Genomic DNA, 13,376 nt, shown 5'->3' with positions numbered 1-13,376 from the left:
CGGTACTGTCGATGACATGGACAACAAGACCGAGGTCCGTGAGTTCCTGACGTCACGACGGGCGAAGCTGACGCCGTCGGACGTGGGACTCCCGGCGGTCGGCCAGCGCCGCGTGGCCGGTCTGCGGCGCAGCGAGGTGGCCATGCTGGCCGGGGTGAGCGTCGAGTACTACGCGAAGCTCGAACGCGGAACGATCGCGGGAGCCTCGTCGGCGGTGCTCGAGGCCATCGCACAGGCGCTTCGGCTCGACGACACCGAGCGCGCGCACCTGCTCGATCTCGCCCGGACGGCCGACGGCATCCCGACCTCGGGCCGCCGTCGTCGCCGTACGACGGCGCAGGCAACCTCTCGGCCGAGCCTCCAGTGGGCGCTGGAGGCGATCACCGACGGGGTCGCATTCGTCCGCAACCCGGCGCAGGACCTGCTCGCCACGAACGCGCTCGGACGGATCTTCTACTCGCCGGTGATCGGCGAAGGTGGCCGGACGCCGAACCTGGCCCGCTTCCAGTTCCTCGACCCGGCCTCGCGCGACTTCTACCCGGACTGGGACCTGTTCGCGCACATGTGCGTCGCGATCATGCGCGCCGAGGCAGGCCGCGATCCGCACGACCGCGGGCTGCAGGACCTGGTCGGCGAGCTGTCCACGCAGAGCGAGACGTTCCGCCAACTGTGGGGCGCCCACGATGTCCGGACCCACGGCAGTGGCACCAAGCGATTCCACCACCCCGAGGTCGGCGACCTCACCCTCGTCTACGAGGAACTGGCGATCACGGCCGAGCCGGGCCTCGTCCTCCTCGTCTACACCGCCGAACCCGGGTCTCCGTCCGCGGAGAAGCTGCGGCTCCTCGCCTCCCTCGCCGCCGACCGGACGCCGGCCCGGTAGTGCGAACCGCTCCGTGTGTCAGCTGACCGTGCGGCGGAGGGTGATGTTGCCGCCGTGGGTGCGGGCGCGGACGGTGACTGTGCGGGCGGGGTTCTCGATGGACTCCAGGTCGTTGAACACCCGACCGATCGAGGTGTGGGCGTCCAGCGCGGCCGCGGTGCCCGCGGGGACGCCGATCGCGACCTCGCCGGTGGCGGTGTAGAGGTCGAGGGTGCCGGTGCCGAGGGCGCCGACGCGGATGTCGCCGTTCGCCGTCCGCGCGTTGACCTCGGTGCCGGCCGCCTCGACGGTGATGTGGCCGGTGGCGGACTTGGCGCGCAGCGTGCCGGCCACCTTGCCGACCCGGATGTCGCCGTTCGCGGTCTTCAGCTCACACGAGCCGACCTCGCCCTCGACGACGTACTCGCCCTTGGCCGTGTACCCCTGGACATCGGACCCGGTGGGCAGCTCGATCAGCACCTCGACCGCGCCGTACCGCTTGCTGAACACGGACCGCAGCTTCGGGTGCCTGACCTGCAGCTTCCCGTCGGTGAACTCGATGACCACCTGCTCGGCGGCCTTCACGTCCAGCTCCCAGGTGGGGTCGACGGGCCGGACCTCGACGACGGTGTCGTTCCGGTCGCTCGCCTTGACGGTGATGTCGCCGAAGATGATGTCCACGGCGGCGGAGATCGGTGCGGGGGTGCTGAAAGTAGACATGTGATCGCTCCTTGAGGGTCAGTGCGGACAACTCTGGCCCGACCTCCTGACAGGGCTCTGTGATCCCGGCAGCCACGGTGCTGACACCGTGTAGGCGGCGTGTCAGGTGCGTGTCAGGACACCCGCCGAAGGTGTTCCCATGACAACTTCGGCGATCGCGGTCACAGGACTGCGCAAGGCATTCGGCGACAAGACCGTGCTCGACGGGATCGACCTCGACGTCCCCGCGGGTACCGTCTTCTCCCTGCTCGGCCCGAACGGGGCCGGCAAGACGACGACGGTGAACGTGCTGACCACGTTGACCAAGCCCGACAACGGCACGGTCCGGGTGGCCGGGCACGACGTCGCGACCGACGCGAAGGCGGTCCGGTCCGCGATCGGCGTCACCGGCCAGTTCGCGGCCGTGGACGAGCTGCTGACCGGCCGCGAGAACCTCCAGCTGATGGTCGACCTGAGCCCGGGCGCGGGAAACGAGGTCGTCGGCCGGCTCCTGGAGCGCTTCGACCTGGCAGAGGCGGCCGACAAGGCCGCGGCGACGTACTCCGGTGGTATGCGCCGCAAGCTCGACCTGGCGATGACCCTGGTCGGCGACCCGCAGATCATCTTCCTCGACGAACCGACGACGGGCCTCGACCCGCGCAGCCGGCGCACCATGTGGACGATCATCCGCGAACTGCTGGCCGACGGCGTGACCATCTTCCTGACCACGCAGTACCTCGACGAGGCCGACCAGCTGGCCGACAAGATCGCGGTACTCGACAAGGGCCGATTGGTTGCCCAAGGCACCCCGGAAGAGCTCAAGCGGCAGATCCCCGGCACCCACGTCCGGTTCCGCTTCGGCTCCGTCGAGGCCCTCGACACCGCCGCCCGGATCATGCCCGACTCGACCCGGGACGACGACGCGCTGACGCTGCGGGTCCCCAGCGACGGCGGCACCCAGTCGGTCCGCAAGCTGCTCGACCGGCTCGACGAGTACTCGGTCGACGCCGACGAGTTCTCCGTCAACACCCCTGACCTCGATGACGTATTCCTCGCCCTGACCGGCCACGACACCGCGGAGGTAGTCGCGAAATGAAGAACCCCTCGATCGTGATGCTGCGCCGCAACCTGAAGCACATCGCGCGGAACCCGACGTCGGTGTTCAACGCGGTCCTGATGCCGGTCGTGGTGATGCTGATGTTCGTCTACATGCTCGGCGACGCGTTCAGCGTCGGCGTCCCGTACGTCGACTACGCAACGCCCGGCATGCTCCTTCTGGCGGTCTGCTACGGGCTCGGCGCCGTGGCGACGGCAGTGAACTCCGACATGACCAAGGGCATCATCAACCGCTTCAAGGTGATGGACGTGCCGCGGGGCGCGGTCCTGACCGGGCACGTGATCGCCAGCGTGATGACCAACCTGATCGCGATCGCCGCGATCATCGGGGTCGCGTTCGCACTCGGCTTCGACCCGTCGGCGAGCTTCGCCCAGTGGCTCGGCGTCATCGGTCTCGTCGTACTGCTCGGGATCGCGACCGGCTGGCTGACCGTTGCCCTCGGCCTCTTCGCGAAGACTCCGGAGACCGCGGGCCTCGCCTCGGTGCCGCTGGTGATGCTGCCGTTCTTCAGCAGCGCGATCGTGCCGGCCGACAAGATGGGTCCCGGCGTGAAGCAGTTCGCGCAGTACCAGCCGTTCACGCCGATCATCGAGAGCCTGCGCGGCCTGCTGAACGGCGCGCCGGAGACCGGCGACCTGATCGCCGCGTTCGCCTGGTGCCTCGGGATCGCCGTGGTCGGGTACTTCTGGGCGACCTCGACGTTCAAGAAGCGAGCGTGACCTCGACGAGCTCTCGCCAGCTCGCCTGCCGGCCCTCTTCCGTCGCCTCGGTGAACTTCGCGTCACCGAGGCGGCGGCGCGTTTCCTGCTCGACCTTGGCGACATCGGGGTTGGACCGGTCCGGCAGTCCCCGTACGACGGCACTCGCGGCGAGCAGCCGCGCGGCGTGCTCGTCCTGATCGGTGCGCAAGGCCAGATCCGCGATCCCGATGAGCATCTGGGCGATCCCGGGGGCGTGCCCGCTTTCGCTCGCTGCCTGGAACGCCGCGCTGCGGTGCTGCCAGGCCTGGTCGAGATCCGCGGCCAGGTAGCCGAGCATGTCCTGGATCGTCACGCGCAGGTTCGGCCGCTCCGCCTCGTGGCCCAGCAGGGTCGTCGCGAGGTCGAGCTGCCGGCGTGCCTCCTCGGCGTCGCCGCTCCAGCGCGCGAGCTCCGCCTTGCACAACGCCAGCTCGACCAGCGCCTCCGGCCAGGCGACGCGTTCTGCCTGCCGCAGCGATTCCGCCATCGCGGTGGCACTCGCCTCGTGGTCGTCCGCGAGCCAGTACAGCTGCGCCTGCCGCGACCGCATCCGTACGACGTCCTCGGTGGCCCCGACCTCCTCGGCGACCGCGATCGCCTGCTCGTAGTACTCGCAGGCGTCGGCGAACTCACCACGTACGGCGACCCGGTCCGCGAGCTCGGTCAACGCGAACGACATCCCCCAGCGCTCGCCGATCGCCCGGAACTCCTCGACCGCCGTCGCGACCGCGCGATCCGCGTCCGGGTCGCCGTCGCCGAGCATGATCCGCATCTTCCCGGTCTGCAAACGCGCAAGCGCCCGTACCCAGGGATCTTCGTCGGTGAGCAACGGCTCGAAGGCGGACACGAACGAGTCCGGTCCGCGCAGCAGCCCCTCCAGCGCGGTCGACATGGTCACCGCGGGGTGCGGGCTCTTGACCCGCTGGCTGATGTCCGCGGCCTTGCGGATCCAGTCCTCCGCGTTGAACTGGTCGCGGCCACGCCCAGAGGTCATGAAGGTGGCGACGAACGCGTACACCACGGCGCGGCTCTCGTCGGGCACCTCGCCCGGCAGGTCCGGGGCAGCCATCAGGAACTCGCTGCCCTCGACCTTGTGCCCGGCGAACCACCAGTACCACCCGGCGGCCGCGGCCAGCCGCATCGCCCCCACCGCGTCACGGGCTGCCAGTGCGGCCCGCATCGCCGCCGCGATGTTGTCATGTTCGCCTTCCACGATCGCCAGCCATTCGAGCTGCTCGGCGCGCCGCAGGTGCGGGTCGGCGGTCTCGACCAGCTCGGTGAAGTAGGCGAGATGGGTACGGCGGGTCTGGTCGGTCTCGCCCGCCTCCTCGAGACGCTGCTGCGCGTACTCCTTGATCGTGCCGAGCAGCCGGTACCGCGGCGCGCCCTCGTCCTTCGTGACCACCAGCGACTTCTCGGTCAACGCGGTCAGCAGGTCGAGCACCTCCCACGACTCGACCTCCCCACCTACACAGACCTGCTCGGCCGCCTCCAGGCTCGCGCCGCCCGCGAAGACCGACAGCCTGCGCAGGGCAGCCCGCTCGGCGTCGGACAGCAGCTCCCAGCTCCAGTCGACCACTGCGCGCAGCGTGCGGTGGCGGGGGAGCGCCGTACGACTGCCGCCCGTCAAGAGGCGGAAACGGTCGTCGAGACGGTTCGCGAGCTGCTCCAGCGACATCGTGCGCAGCCTGGCGGCGGCCAGCTCGATCGCCAGCGGCATACCGTCCAGGGCACGGCAGATTCGGGCCATCGTCTCGGGGTCCAAGGCGAGGTCCGCGCGGACGGCCCGTGCCCGGTCCTGCAGCAGACGGACGGCCGGCGAAGCGTCGATCTCGCTGTCGTCGGTGGGGAGCGCCAGTGGTGCGACCGGCCACAACGCCTCGCCGGTGATACCGAGCGGTTCCCGGCTGGTCGCCAGGATCCGCAGCCGCGGGCACTCGCCGAGCACCCGGTGAGCGAACGTCGCCGCGGACTCGATCACATGCTCGCAGTTGTCCAGGATCAGCAGCATCGCCCGCTCGCGGACCGCGGCGATCACGCGGTCCGTCGGGTCCGCGTCCGGTACGTCGCCGAGCAGTGCGTCCCGCAGGGCGAGCGCGCCGAGCGTGGCCTGCGCCACATCACCGTCGGCGCCGATCGCCGCGAGCTCGACCATCCAGGCGCCGTCGGGGAGGTCTTTTAGAACAGTCCGCGCAGTCTCGGTCGCGAGCCGGGTCTTACCCGATCCGCCCGGTCCGATCAGCGTGGTCAGGCGGTGCCCGGCGATCAGGTCGCGGACTCCTGCGATGTCGGCGTCCTTGCCGACGTACGTCGTGAGTTCTTCGCGGAGGTTCGTGTTCCGCTTCTCGTCCCGGCGTACCAGTTCGCCGCGGAGGAGGGCGACGTGCAGGGCGGACAGCTCCGGTGAGGGGTCGACGCCGAGCTCGTCGGCGAGGGTTTCGCGGGTGCGCTCGTACACGCGGAGTGCCTCGGTGTCGCGGCCGGAGGCGACCAAGGCGCGCATCAGGGCGGCGACGAGGCGTTCGCGCACCGGGTGGGCGGCGACCAGGTCGGTCAGCTCGGTGACGAGGTCCGCGCCGTGACCGAGGGTGATCTCGGCGTCGTACCGGTCCTCCATCGCGGTCAGGCGGAGCCCGTCGAGCCGGGTCACGGCCGCGTCGAACGCGCCGCTCTCGGTCAGCCCGACGTCCTGCATCGCCGGGCCACGCCACAGCCCGAGCGCCTCACGCAGCAGCCGGACACCTTGCGGGTCATGGTCGGTGCGGGCACGGGTGAGGAGGCGTTCGAACCGTACGGCGTCCACCGCGTCGGGATCGATCTGCAGCCGATACCCGTCCGTGTGCCCCTCGACCGAGCCGTCCGGGAGTACCTTGCGCAGCCGCGACACCAACCGCTGCAAGGCGTTCGCGGCGTCGGTCGGTGGCTGCTCACCCCAGATCCAGTCCACCAACGTGGCCTTGGGAACCACCCGCCCGGCGTCCAGCGCAAGCACAACCAACAGCCCACGCAACCGCGCCCCCGGCACGTCGACAAGCCCCCCATCGCCCGCCCGCACCTCGAACGGCCCCAGCATCCCAATCTGCACCCAGCAGATCTTGCCATGGCAGCAGTGCTCAGCCGGCGACTTCCTCCACGCAGGCGATCACCAGGTCCGGACGGTCGATGTGCATGTAGTGCCCCGAGTCCGGCACCACCTGGTGCCGCCCATCGCATTCGGTAGCCAGCTGCTCCTGCACCGCTATGACCTGGGGAGTGAACTCGGGCGGTCTGCCTTTGGTGGCGGTGAGGAGTACGACGGGGATCTCGGGCCAGACAGCCTGCCTACGGCGGGCGGTCAGGTCGTCGACGTGGTCGAGGATCATCGGGAGCTCGTCGAGGTAGGTGAACAGCTGTGCGTCGGTCTCCAGGTACGACAGACACGCGTCGGTGAGAAGTTGCGTGAGGTGCTGGTCCGCGCCGACGCTACGGGCGACGTCGGCGGCGAGATCGTGCCCGAATGCCAGGACATCTTCGGTCCGGGGGTCATCAGCTGCCGGGCGGGTACGGTCCGCACTGGCCTCTGGAGGGGCGTCGGTCCAGAAGGTTTCGTGCGACGGATCGAGAAGGACCAGCCCGGTGACCAGATCAGGCCGCGTCCAGGTGGCGAACTGTGCGAGCAGCCCACCCCAGCTGTGCCCAACGACCACCGACGGTCCGGTTTCTTCGAGTACGGCGATCAAGTCGTCGACCTGACCGTCTAGGCTGAGCGGAGCAGGATCGCTGGCACCGTAGCTGGCCCGGTCGTACGCGATCACGCGATGCTCCGAGACAAGCCCCTTGAACACCGCCGCGAAGCCGGCGACCGGCGACATCGCCCCCGCCTCGAGCACCACCGGCGTACCGCTTCCGCCCTGGACCCACTGCAACAGCCGGCCGCCCCGATCGAGCGCGCACCGGGAAACACCCCCACCGGTGAGCGCGTCGAACGCGACAACCACACGATCACGCGCCTGCGAGCCGTTCAGCATCTGCCGAGGCTAGCAAGGCAAAAGAGCCCTAGCTCAGAGCCCTCTTCACGAGCGCGACGATCTGCTTCTCGACTGCCGGCGTCAGCTTCGTGATGGCGTACGACGTCGGCCACATGTCGCCGTCGTCGAGGTTGGCGGAGTCCTGGAAACCGAACGTGGAATAGCGGTACTTGAACTTGGCCGCGTCCTGGAAGAAGCAGACGATCTTGCCGTTCTTCGCCCAGCCGGGCATGCCGTACCAGAGCTTCGGGGTCAGGTCCGGCGCGATCTGCGGGATCAGCTCGTTCAGCCGCTCGGCGATCTCGCGGTCGGCGTCCGCCATCGTCGCGATCTTCGCCGCCTGCGCCTCGGCCGGGTCCTCTTTGCTCTTCAGCTCCTTCGCGTGCTCCTTCATCGCGTCCCGCTCAGCGTCGGTGAACCCGTCGTACGACTTCTTCTTCGTGGTGGCCATTGGAGTGTCCCTCTCTGGTTGTCGTCTCCGAACACCCCAAACACTAGAAGCCGCCGAACCCCCGCGCTTCTTGAAAACTGATCAGATCCGTCAGGCGTGCTCGGCGGTGGACTTGATGTTGGCGAGGGTGGTCCGGATCCCTCGCCGTTGTTTGGCGGGCAGCCGGAGGACGGCGTACATCGCCTTCACGGTCCACGCGCCTTTCGCCGGTGGCAAAACCTCCATGTGATGGGTGAGCCGGGTGCCGTCCAGCTCCGGGATGACGGTGTACGACCAGAACACCCGGCCGCCTTCGCCGCGATTGGCCTCTTTCATCGGTGGGAACGAGACCCAGCCGAAAGCGTGGTCCGGATCCCACGTGGTCACCTCGGACGGCGCGTCGAACTTCTGCGGCCCGAACTTCTCGTGCGCGATCCACCGCGCTCCGACGTGCAGCGTGTCATCGAAGTCGATGACCTTGGTGATGCTCTTCGGTCCGGCGTACTCCGGATGCCGCCGGACGTCGGTGACAAGCTCCCAGACGGCGTCCGGCGTGGCGTCGACGTGGACGGTCTCCTCGATCTCTACCAGTGCTTCCATGGTCTCAGCGTTTTCGGTAGGTGGCGGTGTAGGTGGTGTTCACCGCTGGTGCGGTGATCGTGTGGTTCTGTGGGCCTCCGTCCGACCAGGACGTGAAGTTGTACGTGAACTTGTTGAACTGCTGCGGGGACGGAGCGCTGACCGAGTTCGCCGAGCCGACCACGACGGTGACCGAGAAGGGGGTCGAGCGTGGTGCCTCGTTCACGACCATGTTGGTCAGGGTGAGTCCGCCCGGGTTGGTCCGGAACGTCAGTACGACGGTCCGCGGGTCCAGCCGGACCGAAGCCGTCGAGGACAGACCTGCGGAATCGGTCGCGGTCAACGCCAGTTCGAGCCAGCACGGATAAGCGTGGTCCGGTGTTGCGAACGTGCCCGAAGAGCCGCTCAAGGTCTGCAACTCGTGCGCGTGGCAGTCGGACGGCGTGATGCAGTGATGCAGGATCAGCTTCCAGCTCAGCGCGGACGCGGGCAACGACCCGTCCTGTGCGTCGGTCGCGTGGCCGGCGAAGGCGATCTGGTCACCGACCTTCCAGGTCAGGCTCGCTGCGGGCGAGTCGATCACCGCCGTCGGTGCCGTGTTCCCGGCCGTGACCGTGACCGACGTCGTGTCCGTCGCCCCCTGGTTGTCCGTCACCCGCAGGCTCGGGTGATAGGTCCCCGCCGTGCTGTAGGTGCGTGTCGCCGTTGCGCCGGTCGCGTCGCCGAACGTGCCGTCACCGTTGAGGTCCCACGAATAACTGAGCGGACCGCCCTCAGGATCGGAGGACGCGGTGCCGTCGAAGTTCACCGTCAGCGGGACGGCGCCACTGGACGGGGTTGCCGTGAAGGCCGCGGTCGGCGGCTGGTTCGCGGCGGTGAAGGTGATGCGGTGTACGGCGCCACTCTCCATGTCGACGTAGAACAGGTCGCCACCCGGACCGATCTTCAGGTCGACCGGATGGCTGGCGGCGCCACCTGTCGAGTCGACACCGGCGAACGACCGCAGTCGAGCCGGATCAGGTAGTCCGTTCGTACCGGGCAGCATCGCCCAGATCTCGTTCCGCGAGTGGTCGGCGAAGAACAGCGCGCCGTTGTACTCGGACGGATACGACCCACCCTGGTAGAAGGCGATCCCGGTGATCGACGAACCGCCGGTGTGGCAGCCGGTGTAGTTCACCACGCAGGCGCTGTGGTTGTAGGCGTAGTACGGCGCGACGACCGAGCCGGGCGTCGAGTACAGCGACGAGCACGACGACAACCCGGCACCCTGGTACCCGCCCTGGGCCGCCGCTCCCTCGTAGCACGGCCATCCGAAGTTGCTGGCTGTCGTCGGGGACACCACTCGGTTGATCTCTTCCCACGTGTTCCACCCGACGTCGCCGATCCACAGCTCGTCGGTCCCCGGACGTTGCGTCATCCGGAACGGATTACGTGTGCCGTAGGCAACGATCCGCCGGGCGTTCGGATCCGCCGAGGAGAAGAACGGGTTGCCGGGTACGCCGGCGCCCGTGCTGGGATCGAGGCGGAGGATCGCACCGTCCAGCGAGGCCGGACCGCTGGGACGGCGGACGCTCTGACTGCGCAGCGCACCACCTTGCGCGTTCGGCGGCGTCAGAGCGGTGCCGACCGACCCCGGAGGATCTCCGCAGGGGTTGGCCTGGTCGCCGGCGTAGCTCGCGCCGTACTGGCCGTAGTCGACGTTGTTGAAGCTGGCGCCGTCGCCCCCACTGACGTAGAGGTATCCGTCGCGCCCGAAGAGCAGCGTGCCGACCGAGTGGCTGGGGAACTGCTGGCACCAGTCGTTGATCAGTACCTGCTCGGATCCGGTCATGACGTTGCCGCTGATCTGCAGCCGGGACAACCGGGCCGACACTAGACAGCCGTCCGTGGTCGGGCCGGGTGGTGTCGGGCAGGCGTCGTTCCACCGCGGGGCGGTTCCGCCGATGGCCGCGTCGTACGCGTAGAGCACGTAGATGTACGGGTCGGCAGGGAAGTTGGGTGGCAGGGCGAGGCCTAGGAGGCCGCGGTCCCAGTAGTCGTCGACCCGGAGCGACAGGTCGGCGACGGTGACCGGACTGGTGTCCGTGAGGCTCTGGAAGATCTTGATCACGCCGTTCTTCTGACCGACGACGATCCGCCCGTCCGGCGCGAACTGCAGCACCGTCGGGTTCGTCAGTCCACTCAGGACGACCGAGTCACGGAACCCGGTGGGCAGCGTCTCCGCCCGGGCCGCGCCTTGACTGAGTACTGCGGCGACCAGGAGCATCGCGGCCGCCATGCTGATCCGTCCGCGCCCGCGCGCGGTCCTGCCGAGACCCCACATCTCGTCCCCCACTTCCCAGCGCCTCAGACCCCTCCGCGCGCTTCTGTGGTTCAGAATGCGCCGATCCGCGGCAGCCGTCGAGTGGGTAGCTGCCCGCAGTCGGCCGAGCTCAACAGGTAGCCGACACTGGTGGCGTGAACCGATTGGACGACCTTGCTGCCGAAGGCGAGCCGGAGAAGGAGTTCAACCCGGGCATCGCTGCCCGCTTCCCCCGCAAGACCGCCGCCGGCGGCGCACTCATCCGCGACCGCGCCGGCCGGATCCTCTTCCTCGAACCCACCTACAAACCGACCCTCGACATCCCGGGTGGCATCGTCGAGGCCGACGAATCGCCGTACGAGGCGTGCTGCCGCGAGGTGCAGGAGGAGATCGGCCTCGACCTGAAGATCGGCCGCCTACTGGTCGTCGACTGGATCCCCGCCCACGGCCCGTGGGCCGACTCCCTGGCCTTCATCTTCGACGGCGGCATCCTGGACGATCCCGCCCTCACCCTCGACCCCACCGAAGCCCGAGCCCACCACTACCTCACCCTCACCGACGCAACCCCCCGCCTCCGCCCGTCCATGGCCCGCCGCCTGGCCCTCGCCCAACAGGCGTTGACCACCGGAACCCCGACCTACGCCGACTTCGGCCGCCCTGTCTGAGGGAACGGCGGATCTGCAGGCCATCACAATGCAGCCGCTCCCGCCACGGCGAGCGTGACGGGAGCGGTGGAGAGGCGATTGTGATGGGCTGGCGGTCCGGGCCTAACCAGCGGTGGCGAGCATCGTCGGACGATAAAGCGTCAGGCCCGCCTCATCCACGACGGCGACCCGGATCGCCGCGGGCGTGGAGTCCTGGTGCGGTACGGCGAAGACGGCGGTCGCGCGGCGGCCGTCGTACCTGGCGGCGTAGCTCACGAACCGCCATTCCTCGTCGTCCCAGTAGTCGTGGATGTCGGAACGCAGCAACCCGTCGACCGCGCGGTACGCCGGGCTGAGCAGGACTCGTCGCTGTGTCGCGACGAGCGGTGTGTCGTCGGACGCCGTACCTGCGTACGGGTGGCTGAGCCGGATCCGGAACCGCCGCAACGGCAGCAGCCAGTACCGGTCGAGCTCGGCAGACAGCATCGCGAATGCCACCGCCTCGACGACGAGCACGAGCACACCCGCACCCGCCGACCACCACCCGGTCGACGCCGTGGTCGCCAGTCCAGCAGTTGCCAGCAGCAACAAGGCGCGCGCGATCGCCCGGTTGCCAACTGGTTTGGCTGACTTCCCGGCACACCCGCAGGACGCCTCGGGTACGACGACCTTCGAGTAGACGAGGAAGCCGGTGAAGCCTGCGGACAGTGCGACTGCGGCGAATGCCTCGATCGCCCAAGAAGGTGGTAGGAGAAGGGCCAGAGCGATGAGGACTTCGACTACGGCTACGGCTTGGTAGGCGGGCTTTGCGCGTGAATCGCCCACCAGGCGGGGGAGGGCGGTGCGGTCCGCCTGCTGTGGGTCGGCGAACTTGCCGTACGACGACCAGAGCAGGAGCAACCCGATCAAGAGCGGCTGAGCAGCCGCCAAGGTACCCATGTCAGTTCGACGTGTAGATGGTCGCGATGTCGATCTCGTTCGTCCCCGGCCGCCAGGCGCCGATCACCTGGGCGTGCCGGCCGACCTTGAGCATCGACAGGTCCGAGACGGCGGGCGTGCCGTTGTACACGGCCGCCGTGGTCCCGGACTGCACGTGCCCGACGACCTTCTGGCCGTGGTGGTCGAGCTGTACGCCGTTGCGCCCGATCGCCGTGATCGCGACGGTCAGGTTGACGATGTTGACCCAGATCGCCTCGGCGGCCAGGATGCCGTCCGGCAGCAGTACGCCGCGTGCGTACAGGCCGTCGCCGATCCGGGCCTGGTCGATCGTGGTCGGGCGGAGCTTCCAGACACTCGTCACGCCGGTCAGCTGGATCCGGTGCAACCGGCCGTCGGATCCCTGTACCTGCAGGAGATCCTGGTTGCGGCCCATGATCAGACCTTCGGCGAAGTTCGGGTCCGGCTGACCAGGGTCGGCGAACTGCTGGTTGGCGGCGAATGCCGTCTCCGGGGCGAGTGAGCCCATCGCGGTTGTGGCGACCAGTCCGGTCGCACCGAGGGCGGCGCGGCTGAGCAGCGAGCGGCGGTCCATCGTGGAAGTCATCTCGGTCTCCTCTCAGGCCACGTCGATCGACACGGGGGACAAGCCGCTGCTCAGGCTGAGGCCGAGCGCGCTGAACGCGGCCGGCGTGAAGTCGATGACCCGGTTCGAGGCGCAGTTCCCGCCGCAGCAGGAGCGTTCGCCGCAGAACAGGTCGGTCTGCGGGCCGCAGTCGGCGATCGACGTGACGATCCGCTTTCCGGTACACAGGCTGGTCGTGGCGTGCCGGAAGCCGCAGGTACGCCGGGACATCCCGGTGATCCCGCAGCTGTCCGGGCGAGTGATGGCGTAGCAAGCGTCCGAGGTGTTCGGCCACGCATGCTGCATGCTTCCCGAGTTGCACGTCCCGCAGGCGCCGTGCCCGGCGCTTCCACAGGGTCCCCATGCGTTCCCACAACAGAACCATGAGGCTTCGGCGGTAATTCCGGCCATGACACATTCCTCCAGGTCTAGGGG

13 protein-coding genes are annotated in these 13,376 nt (G+C 68.8%); 4 read left to right on the top strand and 9 right to left on the bottom strand.

Features of this window, described 5'->3' with window-relative positions; genetic code table 11:
• Positions 1-16 precede the first annotated feature (16 nt).
• On the top strand, positions 17-883 hold the full coding sequence (locus tag EV647_RS07530) for a helix-turn-helix transcriptional regulator (protein WP_134000370.1): 867 nt from the start codon (positions 17-19) through the stop codon (positions 881-883).
• Positions 884-901: 18 nt separating this feature from the next.
• Here EV647_RS07530 and EV647_RS07525 read toward each other — a convergent pair whose 3' ends face one another.
• Complete coding sequence (locus EV647_RS07525) at positions 902-1,582, bottom strand: DUF4097 family beta strand repeat-containing protein (protein WP_134000368.1); 681 nt, start codon at positions 1,580-1,582, stop codon at positions 902-904.
• Positions 1,583-1,721: 139 nt separating this feature from the next.
• Here EV647_RS07525 and EV647_RS07520 point away from each other — a divergent pair, with 139 nt between their 5' ends.
• Both EV647_RS07520 and EV647_RS07515 read left to right on the top strand, forming a co-directional pair.
• The gene (locus tag EV647_RS07520) at positions 1,722-2,657 is read left to right on the top strand and encodes an ATP-binding cassette domain-containing protein (protein WP_134000366.1); all 936 of its coding nucleotides are present in this window, start codon (positions 1,722-1,724) and stop codon (positions 2,655-2,657) included.
• Positions 2,654-3,397: an ABC transporter permease gene (locus EV647_RS07515; RefSeq protein ID WP_134000364.1), complete on the top strand. Its 744-nt coding sequence runs from the start codon at positions 2,654-2,656 to the stop codon at positions 3,395-3,397. The genes EV647_RS07520 and EV647_RS07515 overlap by 4 nt, the downstream gene beginning before the upstream one ends.
• Here EV647_RS07515 and EV647_RS07510 read toward each other — a convergent pair.
• The 5 genes from EV647_RS07510 to EV647_RS07490 form a co-directional block, all read right to left on the bottom strand.
• On the bottom strand, positions 3,381-6,503 hold the full coding sequence (locus tag EV647_RS07510) for a BTAD domain-containing putative transcriptional regulator (RefSeq protein ID WP_134000362.1): 3,123 nt from the start codon (positions 6,501-6,503) through the stop codon (positions 3,381-3,383). The genes EV647_RS07515 and EV647_RS07510 overlap by 17 nt on opposite strands.
• Positions 6,504-6,531: 28 nt before the next feature.
• Positions 6,532-7,425, bottom strand: coding sequence for an alpha/beta fold hydrolase (locus EV647_RS07505; RefSeq protein ID WP_134000360.1), 894 nt, complete (start codon positions 7,423-7,425; stop codon positions 6,532-6,534).
• A 28-nt stretch (positions 7,426-7,453) separates the two neighbouring features.
• Positions 7,454-7,876 carry an iron chaperone gene (locus tag EV647_RS07500; protein ID WP_134000358.1) on the bottom strand — a complete coding sequence of 141 codons (423 nt, stop codon included), beginning with the start codon at positions 7,874-7,876 and terminating at the stop codon, positions 7,454-7,456.
• Positions 7,877-7,966: 90 nt separating this feature from the next.
• Positions 7,967-8,455, bottom strand: coding sequence for an SRPBCC family protein (locus EV647_RS07495; RefSeq protein ID WP_134000355.1), 489 nt, complete (start codon positions 8,453-8,455; stop codon positions 7,967-7,969).
• Positions 8,456-8,459: 4 nt separating this feature from the next.
• Positions 8,460-10,769 carry a PQQ-dependent sugar dehydrogenase gene (locus EV647_RS07490; protein WP_202876061.1) on the bottom strand — a complete coding sequence of 770 codons (2,310 nt, stop codon included), beginning with the start codon at positions 10,767-10,769 and terminating at the stop codon, positions 8,460-8,462.
• 122 nt (positions 10,770-10,891) lie between these two features.
• Between EV647_RS07490 and EV647_RS07485 the strand changes: the two genes are divergently transcribed.
• Positions 10,892-11,401, top strand: a complete 510-nt coding sequence (locus EV647_RS07485) for an NUDIX hydrolase (protein WP_134000352.1) — start codon at positions 10,892-10,894, stop codon at positions 11,399-11,401.
• Between the two features lie 102 nt (positions 11,402-11,503).
• On the opposite strand, the gene EV647_RS07480 is transcribed toward EV647_RS07485, so the two are convergent.
• Genes EV647_RS07480 through EV647_RS07470 form a run of 3 tightly spaced genes read right to left on the bottom strand, consistent with a single transcriptional unit; the run spans position 11,504 to position 13,247 of the window.
• Positions 11,504-12,319 (bottom strand): MauE/DoxX family redox-associated membrane protein, encoded by an 816-nt coding sequence (locus EV647_RS07480; protein WP_134000349.1) that lies wholly within the window; start codon positions 12,317-12,319, stop codon positions 11,504-11,506.
• Between the two features lies 1 nt (position 12,320).
• Positions 12,321-12,923: a cell wall protein gene (locus tag EV647_RS07475; protein WP_134000346.1), complete on the bottom strand. Its 603-nt coding sequence runs from the start codon at positions 12,921-12,923 to the stop codon at positions 12,321-12,323.
• Positions 12,924-12,935: 12 nt separating this feature from the next.
• Entirely contained in the window at positions 12,936-13,247 is a 312-nt protein-coding gene (locus EV647_RS07470; RefSeq protein WP_238175202.1) for a hypothetical protein, read from the bottom strand.
• Positions 13,248-13,376: the final 129 nt, after the last annotated feature.

Origin of the sequence: Kribbella sp. VKM Ac-2566 (assembly GCF_004366005.1) — a bacterium.
GTDB lineage: Bacteria > Actinomycetota > Actinomycetes > Propionibacteriales > Kribbellaceae > Kribbella > Kribbella pratensis.
This window is presented reverse-complemented; position numbering and strand designations above follow the sequence as displayed.

Bases quoted from the DNA above. Each gene is read 5' to 3' on its own strand.
- EV647_RS07470 (WP_238175202.1), bottom strand. From the start codon at position 13,247: ATGCAGCATGCGTGGCCGAACACCTCGGACGCTTGCTACGCCATCACT.
- EV647_RS07475 (WP_134000346.1), bottom strand. From the start codon at position 12,923: ATGACTTCCACGATGGACCGCCGCTCGCTGCTCAGCCGCGCCGCCCTC.
- EV647_RS07525 (WP_134000368.1), bottom strand. From the start codon at position 1,582: ATGTCTACTTTCAGCACCCCCGCACCGATCTCCGCCGCCGTGGACATC.
- EV647_RS07500 (WP_134000358.1), bottom strand. From the start codon at position 7,876: ATGGCCACCACGAAGAAGAAGTCGTACGACGGGTTCACCGACGCTGAG.
- EV647_RS07480 (WP_134000349.1), bottom strand. From the start codon at position 12,319: ATGGGTACCTTGGCGGCTGCTCAGCCGCTCTTGATCGGGTTGCTCCTG.
- EV647_RS07515 (WP_134000364.1), top strand. From the start codon at position 2,654: ATGAAGAACCCCTCGATCGTGATGCTGCGCCGCAACCTGAAGCACATC.
- EV647_RS07530 (WP_134000370.1), top strand. From the start codon at position 17: ATGGACAACAAGACCGAGGTCCGTGAGTTCCTGACGTCACGACGGGCG.
- EV647_RS07495 (WP_134000355.1), bottom strand. From the start codon at position 8,455: ATGGAAGCACTGGTAGAGATCGAGGAGACCGTCCACGTCGACGCCACG.
- EV647_RS07505 (WP_134000360.1), bottom strand. From the start codon at position 7,425: ATGCTGAACGGCTCGCAGGCGCGTGATCGTGTGGTTGTCGCGTTCGAC.
- EV647_RS07520 (WP_134000366.1), top strand. From the start codon at position 1,722: ATGACAACTTCGGCGATCGCGGTCACAGGACTGCGCAAGGCATTCGGC.